A 17,897-nucleotide genomic window follows, 5' to 3' on the forward strand; every position below is an offset into this window, starting at 1 on the left:
GGATATAATAATGTCTATCCGTCGAGCTGCTAAGCGGCCATATGTTCCAGAACCTACTGAAGACTCAGCACAACCAAGAATAGTATCCCTATTGACGCCATCTTCATCTATTTTACAGGTGTGGCGGGATATGATGCGGCCATCGTTTCTGCAGCATTATCAAAATTTTTTAAATCGTAGTGCTAGTTGTTTTACATGTAATATTTACTGGATAAATTTATCATTAACTATACATAGCAATGTCAGTCCAGTAGATCTTGCTCTAAAATGTTGTCTTTCTGATAACTTTTCTTCAGAAGTAGTAGAAACGATGAAACAAAGCGCGAGTAATATGGCGGCTATTGTGCGGAGTCTTGATCCTAGCCGCCAACATAATCTAGGAGCGCTGGGAGGAATTCTACCTGCTGCTCAATTAGCACAATTATTTGCAGCATTATTACTTTTGTTGGGGCAACAGATAGATTATAAAATAGCATTATTAGTTTTAGAGCCTCATGTCAGTAAAGCTAGAGATGAGGAAAAATGGGAGCAGGGTGGGCAGCTGCATGCTCTGCGATTATTTGTTACACGTGCATTTCTAGAGATAGGAGTAAGATATAGAGTCCTTCAGGGAAAGTCAGCGCCATCTTCGCGTGCTACATTTATTATAAGCTCTATATCCTCTACTGATTCAGCGATACAAAGGCTGTTATTGAAAGCTTTGAGTGTTGGAGAACTTTTGACTATACATAGCGTAGAGGCTTTGGTAGAAGAAAATCCATGGATTGTAGATCAGGTTGGGCGGGGAAGGATCATATACCTAGTTCCTAGTTTTTCAGGAATTCCTTATAAGCTGGCGTTTGGGCAGCATTATGAAAACAGTGATTATGATGAGTTAAATCTTTTGCCTTTGGTATCGTTTATGCCTAATTATAGAGAGATGTTAAAAAATCTTGTTATAAGGCACATATGCTCAAGATGTATAGAATAAGAAGGATTAATGATCGATGGCTCTTCTCTTAAAAACATTATACGAATAAGTCATATGATTTTAATGAAGGCAATGATTACCAATGGATGAATGTACTCTTCCTGATCATATTTTTTGACTCCACATCTTTATTTGCTTAAAAATCCAGGGATGCTACCTGCTATTTAGGGTAGCTTATCAAAGATGCTAGCTATAACAGAACATAGCAATTTATGTGAAAAATATGTAGTTGTTTCTTGTTCTTTAAATGAAGATGTATCCAGTAAGCTAGAGGTATCAGGGCTTCAATTCTTACAATTATTGGGTTCTTTATTATCTACATTAAACAGTAATATAAATTATCAATTGGGATTATTTTCTGAAGAGGTAGCACCTCTTGAAATGGATTCTCTTCTTTTTGTAATACATCAATTAAATACGATCTCTTTTTATGTAGGAAGTACTTTAAATGAGTTAAAAAGGCGTTATGATCATCAATCAAAAGAGCAAGGCATTCTCAACATACGTGTACCATCACTATTAGCTTTGTTTTTTAAGGGCTTGCTTCAATCATCTTAGAGTTCAGTAATAAAGAGATCAGCAGTTTCTCTTCCAAAGCTAACAAAGGGCTATATACAAAAAACCTTAAAAATATATTTTTAGTCAACTAAGTATTACTTTAATTCCTTTGTTAAGAGGGGGAGCAAAGTTTTTGTTATTGGAGAATATGGCTTTATATGTTCAAGAAGAATTGAATCTATGTTTTCTTGAATCTTTGGTGATAGATTATGAAGAGCAGATGGATGATTTAATTGTAGAGGCCATGATGAAGAAATGTGTCCCATGAAATACGGCTATACAAATAGGCAATATCTTGAAATCCACTAGTATTTTTAGTAATCAAAGACATCTGTATCTATACTTAGAAGGGGAATTTACTAAATTATTCTCTCTAGATGCCTTTAAAGGTATAAATAAACTTTTTTTAATAAAAAGCAATTTTTTTAATAGTTGATATTGTGTACGTTATTTTTATTTTTTTAATCAAAATGTGAGATAAACTTATGTCAATTAGTCCAGTTTTAAGAGCGGATACTGTAGTAGCACATACTGGAAGTAGAAATGGCCCTTTATTAACTCCAACATCAAAAATAATTTTATACTGGAGTCAATTAGGAGAGAAGGCTCTTCACCCATCAATGGGAGGGTCTTTTGATTCAAGTTTTACTTCTGTTTACACCTTCACCTGGGTGTCTTTAAGTTTATTGAATAGTAATGATGATGGTTCTTGTCCCAGTGTACTTATAAAGCAGGAAAAGTATCAAGCAGCTATGTTCGTAAGAGGAGAAGGTGTAAATAAAGGGTTTTTAGATCTTAAGAAGGTACTTCAGGTGGTGAAAAAATTAGCTAAGGATTCTGAAGATGGTCAGGGAGTAGATTTTTTATGTCCAGAATCTGTAGATGGAGGGGGGAGTTTATCTTCTCAGCAAACACTACAATTCTTAGGCTCGCTAGTAAACATGGGTAAAGACATAATACAAAGCATGATGGTTGAGGCTCCTCTCTTTGTTAAACATTTATTTAAGCAGGATTTCGGATGTTCAATGAAGATCTGTTTAGAGGTAATAGAACAAATATCTATCATCTATGGAATGATGCATAAAAGTGCTTCAGTAGGAGCTTCGAGTTTAGAGAAGTTGCCTCGATTATCTTCTTTTGCTCCTGGAACACTTTCTCTTAAGGATATTATGAAGGTAGGTCATAAAGAAGATACTTGTATGACCAAAGAAGGATTAAAAAGCTTATTAAGGGAGCATAAGAATATTGTACAAGACTTTGTGCAACAGTGGAATATTGATGTGATTCTAGGAAAAGGTGAAACTAAACCTGTGCTTAAGCAGGGTTTTGCTAGAAGTTATTGTGGGAATCAAGTAGTAAATCTTATGCCTTTATATTCGTTTGTTCCTGGATGGCAAGAGGATGTAATAAGTTTTACAATAGATGCTATATTAAATTTTCATCGTTTTATTGAATAAGAAGGTGCTGGTGGCAAGTAGAAGCAAAGAAATTTAAGATATAGTCATATATAAAAAGATTAACATCTTTTTATAACATAGTTAAAAGCCTATTATATTAAAAAAGACCTCTGATATTTGTGGGGGTCTTTTTATGTAAGTATCCATGTGTGGGTAGATGCATTTAGAGAAGAAGCTTGTTATGGAAATAAATAAGCTAAAAAAGGGCTATTCTTGATTAATTTAAGGGATTGAAGTGATATTAGCATAAGTAAAAAAGGATGTAAGGAAATGCAAAAAAATCTTAAGTCATTGTTTTTGTGAAATATAAAGGTATTTCTTTGTTAAATAACATGTTTTTGTTAAGTTATTTTTCAAAATTAAAAATTATGAAAAAATAATGTCTTTGAATGCTATATCAGGAGCATCTGCTCCTTCATTTATGAGTGATGGAAATAGTGGGGATGCTTTATTAACTTCTGCATCTACAATCATGAAATTTTGGAGTAGATTGGGAGTGAAAGCTATTCAACAGTACCAGACAGAAGAAGTTATAGAAGAAGAATTAGGTACGGGATATAGCTTTCCATGGATAGATTTAAGGGTCTTTAATGCTAAAAATGGCACGCTTCAAAGTGTATTGATAAATGAAAAGCAATACTCAGGAAGATGTGATCCAGAGATTGATGGTGGCGAAGGTATACTGGGTATGTGGCGAGTATTAAAGATAGTAAAAGATATAGCTAACTGGGCTTCACTAGGGCACCAGATAGATTTCATATGCCCAGGATTTCTAGATGGAGGTGGCCAATTAAGTGCTGGCCATACAGTACAATTATTAAGTTCGCTAATAAATTTAGGTAGAGGCCTGGTTAGATCTAGTGCTTTAGGGAGTAGTGGCTGTGTCCCAGGGGATGAGATAATGTGTCAAATGACCAAATCTCTAGCTTTATTAGATGTTACAGCCAAGGCGCAAAGGATTATAATAGGGGCAGGGGTGATGGGTGATCATGGATTGGGATCAACAGTACCATTATCTGCTTTGATTCCTTACAAGATTGCTGTTAAGAGCGTTCTAAAATTTTCTAGAGGAGGTTCACTTATTAGAGAAAATGATTTAAAAGAACTTTTTAATACACATCCAGGACTTTTAGAGGAATTTTTGTGGCAATTTGATATTGATATAGATTTGTTGGATGATGGAGTTTTTTTTGACCTAAAAATAGGCTCTGCTCGAGAAGCTGGTGGCGCTCCACAACTAAACTTATTGCCATTATATTCTTTTGTTCCTGGTTGGAAGTCTATGGTACAAGGTATTGCTGTAAAGGAGATATTACATATCCAGGAGATAGTTAAAAGTTATGTTTAATATATTTTTGGTAATTTTTTCTTTTGGTAATCAAAAAAGATGGAAAAATAATGTCTGTAAGTTCTAGTACAGGAGCCTTTTTATGTTATTTTTTTATAAATGTTTTAGATATTTCTGCTGTATTAACCACTACTTTTTTGGTTATTGAATTTTGGCAGAAGTTGCTTGGGAAAAAATTTCAACATAAATGCTCTCAACTTATTTATAGAGGCCTTTTAGGCATGGGTAATGATTTTACATGGGTAAACTTAGATCAAAAAGAAAACGTTATTAATGGTCTTTAAGAGGTATGTTGTACTACTCAAAAATATGAAATAGATCATTCAAAGTATCATTGGGATAATGTAACAAAAATCTTCTGCATTAAATTTATGTAATTTAGAAGCAATTACTTTGCAGAGATTGTTAAATTATAGTGCTAATGGTGATCCATATCTTACGAAAGGGCTATTAGAGAGGTTATTTATGTGTAACCCTGATCTGTTATCTGTTAACAGAAGCAGTTCATTTATTTTATATAGAGGTTCATATGCCTTTAAAAGGCAATAAACCTATTATAAAATTAGGTAATGCTAGAGAATATGGTTGTCTGAAAGAATTAAACCTCATGCCTTTATCTTCTTTTGTTCTTAAGGTTCAAATAAGCTTAAAAGAAGCTATGATAGAAAAGTTATTAAGTTTGGCAGTTTCATCTGTTCAGGGGTTGAAAAGAAAGCATAAGGATAGTAAATCTATTGAATAAGAAGTTTGTCTTTATAGTTCTCTGAAGTATATCTTTTGAAGAAAAGGTATAAATCTTTTGTGTATTTTGATTAATATTATTTTTTATTTAGAGGTTATCATATTTTAAACAATGACTTTCAATCATGTGTCCCAGCTTAAAGCAGCTCAGTTGCCATCATTAGATCTTCAGAAGCCATTAACATGTACTTCACCAATTATTAAATTATGGAAAAAAATATGGAAGAGTGTATTGCATGAGCAATGTCTTGTGCCTGGCTCTAGTTTTATCTTTCTTTATGAGTGTCCTGTTATGGAAATTTTTGCTAGGGGAGAGTTTGATGCAGAAGGATTAATGGTTGTTCAGATTTTTGCTCAAAAGAATGATTCATTGCGTCACAATGTTTTTGGGGCAGAATTAAATACAATCAACATAAATCACATGCTTCTACTAGTTCAAAGGCTGAAACTTTTACCTTCTAAAGAACCATGTCAGGTAATTTCTCATGTATATAATGAAGAAGTAAAAAGTTATGTCCAAAGAGATAGATGTGTTTTAGGGGCCCTGCAGTTAATCCAATTATTTTCCATACTTCTTTCTTTATGGAGAGAATGTCATTCACATTCGATAGATTTTTTTAATTCAATAGCTGCTGATGCTTATTCAAGCCCATTCTATGTGCGAAGGAGTATCCTCCTACTTTTACATTATAGAAATGAGCCAAGATTTGTCAGAGCAAGAACTTTTATGGATGAAAAGTTGGAAGAAGCTGTAAAAGAATCTAAAAACATTTATTTACATGCAAGAGGTGTGGTAGGAGGAGCGCAAGTTAAAGAGGTCCCCTCTTTATTAGCTTTATCCTTCAAAAAAATTTTAAGTTCTCCACAAAAGTCATTATGTGATGCATCACGTCTTGAAGTTCCTAGATTAACTGAAGTGTACCTAACAAAAACATTGCAAAGCTATCCAGAAGTAAGAGATTATATCTCCAGTACTATGAGAGTGATTATAGCACCACGGATGATGACAGAACAGCTAAAGCTTACTTTGAATAGAGAAGTAGGCGTTATATATGAGCCTCATCTAGCCATGTTAAAGTTTTCTTCGCTACTTCCTAAATATAAAGAACAATTAGTTCAATTGCTTAAAGTTGAAGTTTTAAAAAAATGTACGCCATCAAATTTTAGGTGTTAAAGAATAGGTGTATTTATAAATGAATTATTTTACATCAAGAAAAATATATATTGCATCTTAGATAAAAGAGATTATTCATAATAATTTTTTATTTAATGGAATTCATTTATTCTGTTTTTTTGTTAATATAATGTAATTATTTATTATTAATAATGGTGTAAAATGTCTATAGCAATAGCTGCTTCTTCTCTAAGATCTATAAAGCATACAGATCCTCTTTTAACACAGAGCTCTTTCATTATTAAAATAGTTCGTGAAATGTGTAGTACATACTTAAAAGAATGTGCCACAGCCTTTCAAAAAGGCAATCCTCTTCGATATTCTATCTCAGAATATAGATATCTTTGGGTACAGCTAGCTCGTGAGGGGGGCCAAGAGGATGAAGTCTTAGCACTCAGGCCTTATTCTTGTGCTTTAAGTGATACTATTGCTTCAAGCATACATTTAAATGCTATTTGCGAAACAATGCTATTAATGATTTCTATTATTAGAGGAAAAGAAGGTCTCAAAAAATTTTATATAAAAGCTACACATGATAGCACAGATTATTTGTGGGAGTTGAGTTATATACAGCTGACTCAATTATTTGCTTCATTGCTACATTTGTTAAGAGATTATGTAAATCTTCATCTTGGTATACTAGGGCCTAATCATCCTAATAGGGATTGGCGACTATTACTGGAGATTATTAATGATTATTTACCAACATGTTTTTATCATTATAGGTCTTTGAATTCACCTTCAGTGTCTATAAGATCTTTATTCGATATAACGTTAAATTCATTGTTTAGTGATAGATATAAGAATCATTTAGTTTCAGCGAAGTCTGGTGAAGCTTCACTAGTTGAATTTCAAGTAATGCAATTGATGTCTGTTGAGCCAAGGATGATGCAACGTAGGTATGGTAGAAAGGAATTAACAGCAAAGGCTAATGGCTTTAACAGTGTGCCTGTAATAATTTTACAAAATTGTAAAAGAAGCTTATGGCGCGGAGAATTGGATTTATTGCCTTTAGTATCTTTAATTCCTGAATATGAAGAAAAAGTGCACAAGATTTTACAAGAAGTAATGTTCAAAAAAACAACAAGATAAAACCTAATGATGTTATTTCCTTTTTTAGGGGTAGTAAGGACCAAACGTTATAAAAGTTTGCTGTCATCATTTTCATCTATTTTTACAGCATAAGACACATTTGTTTTTGGTTTAGGAGTAAGGCCTTTATCTTTAATATATGTAGAAAGGATAACTATTCTATATACTGAGCTTTAGGAAAAGGTTTTCAGAAAAGTATGATCATAATAACAACACAGCATTTATAAGGATTAATTAACGAATATATATATGGTTATATTTCACAATAGAGCTCCTTCTCAACAAGTAAGTATAGAAGAACCTCTTTCTGCGTTAACGCAAGCATCATCTCTTATTAAGTCTTGGCATAGTAGTATAAAACCCCTTTTTTTTAATAAAGGGGGAATAATGGTAGGTCAGTTAAGAGGCCTTCCAATTTTATGGGTTACTCATGCTCCTTTAAATTCAAGAGTGCATGGGTGGATTTCTATAGGAGTATTTGACTTAACAAGAGTGCATACTTTTGATTCTTGGAAGAGACTCACAGAGGCGAATATGAGAAGACTATTACAGCTTGTTAGAGAGTATGGTGAACATAAAAAAGTGCGTATATGCAAACAAGTGGTAGGTTCTATTAAAGAAATAATAGAATTAGATGGAATGCATTTGATACAGTTAGTTGCTTCATTCTTAAATTTATATAAAGATGTATTGAAAAGTTACATATGTCTAAAAGAGGGTAATAACTTGGTTGCGTTAGAGCAAATGCTACATAATTTGCCAAAAACAGTAGGAGGAAAAGAGTTTTGTAATGTGTTAAGAGAAATGACTTTAGAAGTAAATAAACTGAGTATATATAGAAAGAAAACCCCAGATATGGGAGAAAGCCAGTTAGATTATCTCAAAAAACGTCTGTGTTGGAAGCATCAATTTTCTCATTTTTCAGGTTCTTTTATGAGCAGGACTTCTGTCTTCTTCTTAGATCTGGTATGGGATTGGCTAATATCTTTATCTGATGAGCATTTTTTAAATGTATATGTAGATTTATGCGATAGTTTTTTGGCAGATGCTTTGACTACTGCTTTATGTAAGCGGTCAACCAGTCTTTTAATAAGCATCTTGAAAAGAGATATAACACGATTTGCACCTATTTTTCCTGTAGAGTTATTGCAAAAAGCACTTAAGGAAATGTTAAAGAATGATTTTAATGAAATATTAAAGAACCTTTCAATTAAAAAACTTTTAGAGATCTTACAAAATATGTCACTGGATCTATTAGAAAAAATTCTTTTAGAGCTTCCTGAGAATATTGTGTCTGATTTAAAGCTAGAGATTGGATATAGATCTCTAGATATGAAAATTCAAGAATATCTTGTTGAATTAAACATGGCTTATCAAAGAAGAGCCATTGCGTTAAAAGTCAATAAAACAAGTATTCTATCGCTGCGTTCTTTAGCAGCTATCGCTATTTTTAAGGCGTCTAATAGCTCTTTAGTTCCTCAAGGAGTTAAATCATTGTCCTCAACATGTTTAGAGAGGATATTACAGACTTCTCCAGGAATTGAAGAAGAGGTTCAACAAGAAGTAAGAATTAGAGCGAATATTCCTTTTGTGGGTACCGCTGCAGAGTTTATTATTGGAGAAGAGCAGAGTAAATGCTATTTGCCTCAGCTTGATCTTTTACCATTAGCGTCTATGCTGCCTGGTTATAAAGATGTTTTTAAAAAGACACTGTTGGAAAAGTGTGGGGATAATAACAAAGAAAATGATAAATGATATATTTTAATTATAAAAAAAGACTATTATTGCTAATAGTTTTTTTTAGAAAAATGTAAAAAATACATTACAAAATTATGATCATAAATTCTTATTTTTAATTAAGTGACATATAATGGCTATATTTCCCTTTGGTGATCAAGTTGAATCAGTAAATACAGTGAATTCTAAAGATACTCTGTATCCGGTTGAACTTTGGATGCAAAAATGGCGTTGTAGATTGCAAGATTTTTTCTTTGGATCTAAGGGGCTTTTAGTTACTCAAAGGGATATTTTTAATCAATCAATAATGGTTTTCCCAGATTTAATTTTTTCTTATCTTTCACCATATCGTTCTTTATTACATGAAGAAGTAGAGGTTATGATTACTATTGCGCCATATAAAGGGGGAATAAGAGAAGGTCTTCCTGGATATATAGAGCATCTAAAAGCAAGTATTTTTATGATAACAGAGCGTGTTAAACAGCATAATAAAAGAGAAATTCTTATAGTTCGCTCAAGAATTGGTGGAAAAAGTGTCAAAGCAATAAGGCTAAGTTTTCCTTCATTTGTACAATGCATGGCATCCTTACTGTATTTATACAAAGATATTTTATCATATAATTCATGTATGATAGAGGGTGTAAAAGAACAGCGTTTGAGATTAGCTGTAGAGGCATTACCAGCAGAGTTTTGGGGGACAGGATCATGTAATGCATTGAAGGAAATGATATTACAGGCCAAGGAATTGAGTACAAGATGTGTAATACAACAAGAAAAAATAAAAGTTATTGGGGAGGTAGACAGCTCTGAATCAAATATGGGCTATTTTCTTCAGAAGATGAGGAGGAACATATACGCAAGGATGCAATGCATTTTAATGCCTAAAGATACAGGTGTGACTGAAGATGAAATTATGGAGCGGATGCAATCTGTATCAGCAACAAATTTTATATTCATTTTAAGAGAATGGACAGGTATGTTTCCAGAAATAAACTTAGTAAGAGTGCTAGAAAAGCAGCCAATCAGCCGATGGAAGATTATTTTAGCTGCAAGTTCAGTAAATTTATTAAAAATAATACCATTAAATTTATTACAAAAGGTTCTTAGAGATATCTCTAAAATTGATTTGCTTGAAATTATAAATAACATGTCAATAAATTTTCTTGTCAATATATTACAAGAGATGCCTTCAGAACTATTAGAAAAGATTCTTCTAGAAATGCCAAAAGGGATTGTATGTAAATTACAACAAAAAATAGGAGCTACTATATCTTTAATCGAATCGCTAAATAAGCAAATAAAGGACTCTATTGTTCAGCTGAAGATGCTGAAAAAAATGAATGAATTATCTTTACCAGGTAAAGGGCCCTCTGTTTTATCATTGCGCTCCTTGGCATTGAGTTCTATTTTCAAAGCATCAAACAGATCTTTAGTTTGTCAAGAAAATATGTCCTTATCTTTAACATATGTAGAAAGGATGGCATTGCTTTATCCAGGGCTTCAGGATGAGGTGTATAGAAAAGTAAGAGTCGGCGTCAAGATTCCTATTAAAGATCTATCTCCAGAGTTTAATTTCTTAGAATCCCAATCTTTAGATTATTTACCTGAATTAGATCTTTTACCATTAGCTTCTATGGTGACTGGTTATGAAGAGCTTTTTAAAAAGGCATTATTACAAAAATGTGGATGTAAATAACACACTCATTTTCATAAATCTTTATTCTTAATTAAGGTGTATATAGTGGCTCAAATGTAGAGAACCTCAAGTATAGAGTGAAATCTTCTCTAATAGTATTAGGAGATGAGAATTTTATATATTTAGAGAAATTGTGAATTAGATTGTTATAATTTGTTTGGTTTATTATATTTTTCCTAAAAAAATTATTTCTATGGCTATATTGCCTCTTACTAAAATGCCAGCCACGGCTCAAAGAAAAGTGCTCCAAGAGCCTCTTTTAACAGTAAACTCACCAATTATAGTGTTTATGAGACAATTGCTAGAGCCATACTTTAGGCGTCATTGTCACATTCTTCATACATATACAGGTAGCACGTACATTCCTTATCAGTATCTTTGGCTTCGCGTACAACTATCGGCTGACCATAGTACACGTCTACAAGTCTATGAATCATCTCCATATGGACTAGGAATGTATCCAATGATGTTTCAAAGCTTAAAAGATATGCAATTGCTATTGAATACTATGAGTGATGTAATAAACTCTCCTGTGTTGGTAGAAGAATATACCTTGAGTGCTATTCAGCTTATACAGTTATTGGCATCTTTTTTTTATTTTCTACAAGATAATTTATCTTATAAATACTTGTTGCTTGATATGTTGCCTAATGTAGGCGAGTTAGAGATTATGCGACGGAAAGAACAAGCAATAATACGTTGTCACATGTTGCCTTTGATAAAGAGCATTCTAATAGAATTAAGGATGGAATATAAAAAGCGTGGGGGAGGATTAGGTGTAACGCCAAATACTTTACTGGCGTTATCATGCAGCGCGCTCATTAAGCCTAATGCTTTGCCTACAGAAATACCTTTGAGAAAGGCATATTTAGAAAAGTTGGTGAGGTATTATCCTGAGATTATATCTCAAGTTTGTGCAGACTTTAAGGTGATGCTTATTCCTCATTGTGGTAGAGAAGAGCCTGCACTCTCGCTGAGAGATTCCCAGGAAAGGAATATATGTTCAGAGCTAAATCTTTTCCCTTTGGGATCATTGCTTCCTAATTATAAATCATTGTTACAGCATTTAGTGGTAGAAAAAATTTTTGCACAATGTATGAGTGGTGATGAACAGCCTTGTGAAGAAGATGCCTCAGATCTTCATCCAAGTAACAATCAGTAAGCAGTGTAAATACAAGAAGAGATTTGTAGAGCTTTGATGCATGGAGGCATCATGTGGCTGTAAAAGATAATGTACTCATGATAACATACAGAAAATGATTTATGGCCCTCAAAATGTAAGGATTAAAAAGTATATATGGCGTTTTCATCTATTCTAGGAAGTAGTATTTCTTTAAATAGCACAGGAGAAATATCAGAAAGACCTTTAACAAGAAGTTCTCCAATCATTCAGTTCTGGAGGGAATTTTTTTCTAAATATTTTGTGGAACATACTTTTAATGATAACCCTGATGCGCTAAATAAAGAGCTATGTCCAATTAAATGGCCACAATGTGTTTTAGCAGGTCATGCTTGGATTGGAATAGCCACAGGTGATTTTGGTGGTATAGATGCAAAGATTTTTGTAACGCCGTATAATCCAGAAGATGAATTTCTAGAAAACCATTTAGAGCATTCACTTTTTCAGATGATGTTAATAGTTAAAAAATGCAGGCATTCAGTTTATGGCATTACATGTGATGTTGAGGGAAAGACAATAAAGGCACAATTAGATTTAAGGCATCTTATAAGTTTCTTCTCTTCTTTATTACATACATTATTAGATCAGGTGCAGCTATATTCTTTGATGTTGAATCAAGAGGTTAGTCAATCTTTACATAAAGATGCCTCTGTTTTACAGAGATATATAAAGATAAATGGTAAATGCGCAAGACAGATTTTAAAGTGTATTAGAGATTTAAGGACAATATTTATAGGACATAGAGGGGAAGGTGTGATTCAACAATCTCCAATGCCATCATTGTTAGCGTTATCATTACAGACCATTCTCAAGATGCCAGAAGGCGGAGCAGCATCTTCAATGTTGGTTAGAGGGGGTTTACTAACTGCAGAATTAATAAAAGAAAAATTAATAAAAGATGGCAGGATTCAGAAAGCTGTTTGGGAAAGAAATCAATATGTGATGATGGTTATAGATCAAAGAGCATCTTTCACAATGGAAGGATTGGATCGTAGCTACAGTGATTACATTCCAGAGTTAGATTTAATGCCAATGCTTTCTTTGGTAGAAGGTTATGAAGAAGCAGTAGAAAAAGCTCTAACCAAAGCATTATTGGAAAAATGTACTCTAAAAGAATAAGAACCTGTCTGTAGCTATTAACACAAAGAATGACTAGTTTAATAGGTTTTCTTTTTAAGCGTTTTAAATTCTGATGATTAGGTTCTTTTAAAATAGCTTGGAATTGCTAAGAAACAATTTATTCTATAAAACTTGTTGTATTAGTAATAAATATTTTTTGGAAAAATGACTTTTAATACTAGTGCATATGCCGCAGCTTTACAACAAACACCAATGGTTTTAAAGAAACCATTAACCACAAATTCTTCTGTGATTAAAATGTGGCGTAAAGTTGTGCAAGATCTCTTTTCTTCCCATTGTCATTCGTCTAATAGGAGTAGTGTGTATGGTTTTACATGTAAATATATTAGTCCAAAGTTTAGTTATAGATTAGAAGAAGGCAGCGTAAGCATAAGCCTTTTTCAGCAGGTATATAATGAATATCTATCTTGGGGTTCAGATATAGTTGGAGATAAATTTGCTCTAAGGGCTATGGATCAGTTAGTTGCTTTGTTAAAAATGTTACCTCCAAGCACGAGCTATATAATAACTTGTGAGTCGTCAAATAGACAAGTATTCATGTTAGGGCAAAGGCAGTTATTGCAATTTTTAATTGTGATAGGCGCTTTATTTAAAGAGCAAAGGGAATATTATGCAAAATTTTTTAGTCAATTATCTAAAAATTCTTATCCGAGAAGCGATCAAGGAAAGATAAGAGAGGTCTTACTACACCGAAATAATACAAATCTAATGGCAGCAAGAGATCTTTTAATGCAGACTGTTGTTGCTAATTTGGCAGAATGGAAAGAATTGTATGTCGAGATGAGAGCAGCTATGGGGGAGCCAATACATAAAACTGTACCTTCCTTAATTTTCTTATCATTGAGGTGCATGTTGACAGAGTCTTATCAACCATGGCGTGATACATCTTTTCCTGGGGAAATCAAATTAAATGCATTGTATTTAGAAAGGACGTTTTTAATAAATTCCAGGCTAAAAGAAGAGTTTGCTGCTGGCTTAGATTTAAGCGTTACTGCTCCTGTTATATCAAGACATAAAACGCCTGAGCTTTGTTCCCATGGCCATAGAAAAGTAGCTTTAGATGTTGATGAAGAGCTTCCTTTTATCTTTTTATCGTCTTTACTTCCTAATTATTCAGAAGAATTAGAAAAATTTATTTTAAAAAAATTATTAAAGTAGAAGGCGCCTTGTTCAAAGTAATGTTGTGTTAGGGAGCTTGGATATGAATGACAAATACTATAAGTGTATTGGTAAAGTTAGCATGAATTTGCCAAAAGATCTATTCGTAGCTCAAATGACTCCTAAAAAGGTTAAGGATAATGTAAAGAAGGTATAGCTCATAATCATTAAAAATGCTTAGAGAGTTACCTAAATAGATATTATATATTTTAAAAATAATGATCTTTACTCAGAGGGGCGTCTATTTCTGCAGGTTATGACAGCATATTTCAAAAAAAATTTAAAAAATGTAGAGATAAAAAAAAGAATAATCAGTATAAATCATTGATTTTCATTGAGTTGAATACAATGGTAATACCTTCTTTTAGAGATCAATCTGTAAATATAGGAAGTGCTAGCGATGTTCTAGATAAATCTTCATATCTTATTCAATCATGGCAGAATGGATTGAGAGAATTTTTTTTTGGTCCAGAGGGCATTTTAGTTAATCAAAGAATTAATTCTAGTCAAGAAAGGAGCTATCTAGATTTAAATTGCTCTTATGTGTTAGCGCATCATTCTTTATTAAAAGAAGAAGAAGTTCATATTGTTATTATGCCATACAAGCTTTGTCCAGAAGAAGGGCTTGCTGGATATTTAGAAAAGGTAAAAAAAAATGCAGAAAATCTCATGCAGACTGTTATGGAGCGTAATAATGAAAAAAATCGTACAGTTTGCTTAAAAATTAATGAAAAGCTTTTTCCTGCAAAAAGCTTAAATTTATCTGCATTTATACAGTTGCTAGCATCTTTATTACGGCTTTATAAGGATGTCTTGGCGTGTAGTTCATCTGTATTAGAGAATAAGTATAGGCAGATTCTTAAAGAAGCATTAGAGAAACTACCAGAAAGAAGATGTGAAGAAGGAGCATGTAATGCATTGAAGGAGATGTTTGTACAGGCAAAGATATGGATTAGTACATGTGCAGGAGAAGAGGATAGATTGATGTTAGTGCCACAGAAAATAAATACTCTTTTAATCCATCTAATAGAAGGGCTTTTCAGTATACATAGGGAAGGAAATTCAATACGACTACCTGCATATAAAGATCTTTCAGAAGAAGAGTTTATGAATTGGCTGCAAGATTTATCAGATACAGATTTTGTAAAGGTGGTAGAAGAAAATTGGGAGATATTGCCAATAATTTCCTTACAAAAAGTGTTAAGAAAGAAGTCAAAGAATGCATGGAAGATTATTTTAAATAATCTCTCAATCCCCCTATTAAGAGTAATTCCATTAGATCTCTTACAACAGGTCTTAATGGAAGAATCAAATAAAAATTTATTTAAATGTGTGCTTAGTATGCCTTTAGAAATGCTTGTAAGCATATTACAAGAAATGCCTAAAAATCTCTTAAGTAAAATTCTTTTAGAACTGCCTCTTAGTATTGTGTATGACTTAAAGCAAAGCATGAGTTATATGTCGCTAGGAGAGAGTTTATTAAGTGGGATTAATGAAAACCTTTCCGAATTACAACTTATACAAAAAATGAATCAATTATCTCTGAAAGATTCAGAAAGACCTATTTCATCATTACTGTCATTGTCAGCAATAGCTATTTGCAAATTGCGAAAACAGTCTGCAGTTGTTTTTACAGATAAGGATAAAGCCGATTGGGGGCCAGCATATGTAGAGATGTTGCTTTCAGTTAATTCAGAGATGAAAGAAGAGCTTCTAAGGTACGCAGAGGTAAGATTTTCAGAGCCAGAAGGAGATCCTATATTGGTTTTTGAAAGATCTCCAGAGCTGGAATATTCTAAGGAGCATGATCTTTTCCCTTTAGCTGCTATGCTTCCTGGATATAATATTTTTATAAGCAGAGCCCTAGTAGGGAGATAAGCTAAAGACTAGGCAGTTCATCTTTTATCAAAAAAAGCAGATGATAGGGCGTGACCTTTTTTTGATCTTTTGTCATTAATTTTTTATTGCGCCAGATTATAGGGGCAATTTTCAAAAAAAAATGTTAAAAAATGTGAAAATAAAAAATAAAGGCCCTACAATAAGCTATTTTTTTCATTAAGTTATATATTGTGGCGATATTGTCTCGTGGGGATCTAGTTCCCGTAGTAAATAATGGCAATCATGAAAACTTTCTGTCTGCATCTTCACCTTTTATTCAATCATGGTGTAAAGGCTTGCATGAATTCTTTTTTGGCATTAATGGGATTTTAGTTGCTGGAAGAAGGAATGGTAATGATGAAGTCGTTTATCCATTTATAAGTGTGTCTTTTATGCTATCTCGTTTTCCTTTATTAAATGAACACGCAAACATTCAAATTATTATTATATCAGCTAGGTTATCATCAGGAAATAGGATGACTGAATATTTAGAGCGCCTAGAATTAGGTTTGTATGAGCTCATGCAGATCGTGAGGCAGCAGAATACAGGGCAAATCTTTAGAGTATCTTCAAAAATAAACAAACAGTGTTTTGCAAAGGTAAATTTAAATAATTTTTCATTTATGCAGCTAGTAGCATCGTTATTGCGATTTTATAAAGATGTTTTAACGTGCGATATATTTGTATTAGAAGAGGTAAAAAGACAAGAGCTTAAAAGATTGTTAGATCAAGTGTCAGAAAATACAGAAAATGTAGGGCATTGTAATGCATTAAAAGAAATGATTTTACATGAAAGAATGAAGATTATTGAGTGTCAGAATGAGAAAGTACAGGTGGTAGAATTAGAGACGATATTTCTTGAGTTGTGTGTGTATATGCAAATATATGATTATGATGCAAATGGTGAAAGAAGGTCAGGGAATGTAGTTAGAGGGATTTCTTTAGAGGATGTTTCTAATTGGCTAGTGTCTCTCCCAGAGGAAGTGTTTTGTATGATGTTGGTTTTATATGGAGAAGAATTACCAGCAAATTGCATAGGTAAAGCTTGGAAAGAGAAAGGGAGCAGGTTTTTGATTGGTCTTTTAAAGAAAAACTCCATAACAGCATTAAAGATGGTACCATTAGATGTATTAGAACAAGCGTTAAGGGAAATATCCACAGCCGATCTAATAGTAGTTCTGCAGGATATTTCACTAAAAACGCTTATAAATATATTGATAAAAGTGCCTAAATATCTTTTAAAAAATATTCTTTTAGAATTACCTAAGGATGTTTTAGGAAATTTAAAGCAAAGTACAGCTGGAGCTACTTTAATAAAGCAAGTAGAAGGGCAAATAGATGAATACCTTTCTGAATTACAACTGCTGCAAAAAAAGAATCCAGTATATCTAAAAAAGATAGCAAGACCTTTTCTTTGTCTGCGTTCTTTAGCAGCAAGTGCTATCTGTAAAGCGCCTTATAGGTCCTTAGTTGGTCAAGGAGTTCAGGCATTGTCCTTAACATATATGGAGAGAATGGCAATGCTTTATCCAACGCTTCAGGAAGAGGTTCGAAGTCAAATAAGAGTTAGGGTAAAAATGCCTGTTGAGGAAGGATTTCCAGAGTTTATTTTTGAAGATGTACCAGGGTCAGATTATTTACCTCAATTAGATCTTTTGTCATTAGCGTCTCTTCTGCCAGGTTATAAGGGCATCTTTGAAAAAAGAATGCTAAAAAAATGTGGAAATAAAGAATAAAAACACTAATATAAAATTTTGTTTTAAAGCGG

16 protein-coding genes are annotated in these 17,897 nt (G+C 32.9%); 15 read left to right on the forward strand and 1 reads right to left on the reverse strand.

Going from position 1 to position 17,897, the window contains the following annotated elements; all coding sequences use genetic code 11:
- Positions 1–10: 10 nt before the first annotated feature.
- Complete coding sequence (locus CLAVI_RS01605; RefSeq protein ID WP_194843833.1) at positions 11–970, forward strand: hypothetical protein; 960 nt, start codon at positions 11–13, stop codon at positions 968–970.
- A 183-nt stretch (positions 971–1,153) separates the two neighbouring features.
- Positions 1,154–1,528, forward strand: coding sequence for a hypothetical protein (locus tag CLAVI_RS01610; protein WP_194843834.1), 375 nt, complete (start codon positions 1,154–1,156; stop codon positions 1,526–1,528).
- A gap of 95 nt (positions 1,529–1,623) precedes the next feature.
- On the opposite strand, the gene CLAVI_RS01615 is transcribed toward CLAVI_RS01610, so the two are convergent.
- Positions 1,624–1,794 (reverse strand): hypothetical protein, encoded by a 171-nt coding sequence (locus CLAVI_RS01615; protein ID WP_194843835.1) that lies wholly within the window; start codon positions 1,792–1,794, stop codon positions 1,624–1,626.
- Between the two features lie 219 nt (positions 1,795–2,013).
- Between CLAVI_RS01615 and CLAVI_RS01620 the strand changes: the two genes are divergently transcribed.
- The 13 genes from CLAVI_RS01620 to CLAVI_RS01680 all read left to right on the forward strand — a co-directional run bounded on the left by CLAVI_RS01620 (position 2,014) and on the right by CLAVI_RS01680 (position 17,865).
- Positions 2,014–2,985: a hypothetical protein gene (locus CLAVI_RS01620; protein ID WP_194843836.1), complete on the forward strand. Its 972-nt coding sequence runs from the start codon at positions 2,014–2,016 to the stop codon at positions 2,983–2,985.
- Positions 2,986–3,364: 379 nt separating this feature from the next.
- Positions 3,365–4,333, forward strand: coding sequence for a hypothetical protein (locus CLAVI_RS01625; RefSeq protein ID WP_194843837.1), 969 nt, complete (start codon positions 3,365–3,367; stop codon positions 4,331–4,333).
- A gap of 50 nt (positions 4,334–4,383) precedes the next feature.
- A complete protein-coding gene (locus CLAVI_RS01630; protein WP_194843838.1) occupies positions 4,384–4,617 on the forward strand; it encodes a hypothetical protein in 234 nt (77 codons plus the stop codon).
- 245 nt (positions 4,618–4,862) lie between these two features.
- The gene (locus tag CLAVI_RS01635; protein ID WP_194843839.1) at positions 4,863–5,075 is read left to right on the forward strand and encodes a hypothetical protein; all 213 of its coding nucleotides are present in this window, start codon (positions 4,863–4,865) and stop codon (positions 5,073–5,075) included.
- A 111-nt stretch (positions 5,076–5,186) separates the two neighbouring features.
- Complete coding sequence (locus tag CLAVI_RS01640) at positions 5,187–6,248, forward strand: hypothetical protein (protein ID WP_194843840.1); 1,062 nt, start codon at positions 5,187–5,189, stop codon at positions 6,246–6,248.
- A gap of 162 nt (positions 6,249–6,410) precedes the next feature.
- On the forward strand, positions 6,411–7,340 hold the full coding sequence (locus tag CLAVI_RS01645) for a hypothetical protein (protein ID WP_194843841.1): 930 nt from the start codon (positions 6,411–6,413) through the stop codon (positions 7,338–7,340).
- A 249-nt stretch (positions 7,341–7,589) separates the two neighbouring features.
- Positions 7,590–9,095: a magnesium and cobalt transport protein CorA gene (locus tag CLAVI_RS01650; protein ID WP_194843842.1), complete on the forward strand. Its 1,506-nt coding sequence runs from the start codon at positions 7,590–7,592 to the stop codon at positions 9,093–9,095.
- Between the two features lie 115 nt (positions 9,096–9,210).
- On the forward strand, positions 9,211–10,773 hold the full coding sequence (locus CLAVI_RS01655; RefSeq protein ID WP_194843843.1) for a magnesium and cobalt transport protein CorA: 1,563 nt from the start codon (positions 9,211–9,213) through the stop codon (positions 10,771–10,773).
- Positions 10,774–10,966: 193 nt separating this feature from the next.
- A complete protein-coding gene (locus tag CLAVI_RS01660; protein WP_194843844.1) occupies positions 10,967–11,935 on the forward strand; it encodes a hypothetical protein in 969 nt (322 codons plus the stop codon).
- A gap of 135 nt (positions 11,936–12,070) precedes the next feature.
- On the forward strand, positions 12,071–13,072 hold the full coding sequence (locus CLAVI_RS01665; RefSeq protein ID WP_194843845.1) for a hypothetical protein: 1,002 nt from the start codon (positions 12,071–12,073) through the stop codon (positions 13,070–13,072).
- 165 nt (positions 13,073–13,237) lie between these two features.
- Positions 13,238–14,251: a hypothetical protein gene (locus tag CLAVI_RS01670; RefSeq protein ID WP_194843846.1), complete on the forward strand. Its 1,014-nt coding sequence runs from the start codon at positions 13,238–13,240 to the stop codon at positions 14,249–14,251.
- A 348-nt stretch (positions 14,252–14,599) separates the two neighbouring features.
- Complete coding sequence (locus CLAVI_RS01675; protein WP_194843847.1) at positions 14,600–16,129, forward strand: hypothetical protein; 1,530 nt, start codon at positions 14,600–14,602, stop codon at positions 16,127–16,129.
- Between the two features lie 191 nt (positions 16,130–16,320).
- On the forward strand, positions 16,321–17,865 hold the full coding sequence (locus tag CLAVI_RS01680; RefSeq protein WP_194843848.1) for a hypothetical protein: 1,545 nt from the start codon (positions 16,321–16,323) through the stop codon (positions 17,863–17,865).
- The last annotated feature ends 32 nt before the right edge of the window (positions 17,866–17,897 follow it).

Source organism: Candidatus Clavichlamydia salmonicola (genome assembly GCF_015356765.1).
Lineage (GTDB): Bacteria > Chlamydiota > Chlamydiia > Chlamydiales > Chlamydiaceae > Clavichlamydia > Clavichlamydia salmonicola.

Excerpts from the sequence above, each read along its gene's own strand:
- CLAVI_RS01605 (WP_194843833.1), top strand. The coding sequence starts at position 11 with ATGTCTATCCGTCGAGCTGCTAAGCGGCCATATGTTCCAGAACCTACT.
- CLAVI_RS01610 (WP_194843834.1), top strand. The coding sequence starts at position 1,154 with ATGCTAGCTATAACAGAACATAGCAATTTATGTGAAAAATATGTAGTT.
- CLAVI_RS01615 (WP_194843835.1), bottom strand. The coding sequence starts at position 1,794 with ATGGGACACATTTCTTCATCATGGCCTCTACAATTAAATCATCCATCT.
- CLAVI_RS01620 (WP_194843836.1), top strand. The coding sequence starts at position 2,014 with ATGTCAATTAGTCCAGTTTTAAGAGCGGATACTGTAGTAGCACATACT.
- CLAVI_RS01625 (WP_194843837.1), top strand. The coding sequence starts at position 3,365 with ATGTCTTTGAATGCTATATCAGGAGCATCTGCTCCTTCATTTATGAGT.
- CLAVI_RS01630 (WP_194843838.1), top strand. The coding sequence starts at position 4,384 with ATGTCTGTAAGTTCTAGTACAGGAGCCTTTTTATGTTATTTTTTTATA.
- CLAVI_RS01635 (WP_194843839.1), top strand. The coding sequence starts at position 4,863 with ATGCCTTTAAAAGGCAATAAACCTATTATAAAATTAGGTAATGCTAGA.
- CLAVI_RS01640 (WP_194843840.1), top strand. The coding sequence starts at position 5,187 with ATGACTTTCAATCATGTGTCCCAGCTTAAAGCAGCTCAGTTGCCATCA.
- CLAVI_RS01645 (WP_194843841.1), top strand. The coding sequence starts at position 6,411 with ATGTCTATAGCAATAGCTGCTTCTTCTCTAAGATCTATAAAGCATACA.
- CLAVI_RS01650 (WP_194843842.1), top strand. The coding sequence starts at position 7,590 with ATGGTTATATTTCACAATAGAGCTCCTTCTCAACAAGTAAGTATAGAA.
- CLAVI_RS01655 (WP_194843843.1), top strand. The coding sequence starts at position 9,211 with ATGGCTATATTTCCCTTTGGTGATCAAGTTGAATCAGTAAATACAGTG.
- CLAVI_RS01660 (WP_194843844.1), top strand. The coding sequence starts at position 10,967 with ATGGCTATATTGCCTCTTACTAAAATGCCAGCCACGGCTCAAAGAAAA.
- CLAVI_RS01665 (WP_194843845.1), top strand. The coding sequence starts at position 12,071 with ATGGCGTTTTCATCTATTCTAGGAAGTAGTATTTCTTTAAATAGCACA.
- CLAVI_RS01670 (WP_194843846.1), top strand. The coding sequence starts at position 13,238 with ATGACTTTTAATACTAGTGCATATGCCGCAGCTTTACAACAAACACCA.
- CLAVI_RS01675 (WP_194843847.1), top strand. The coding sequence starts at position 14,600 with ATGGTAATACCTTCTTTTAGAGATCAATCTGTAAATATAGGAAGTGCT.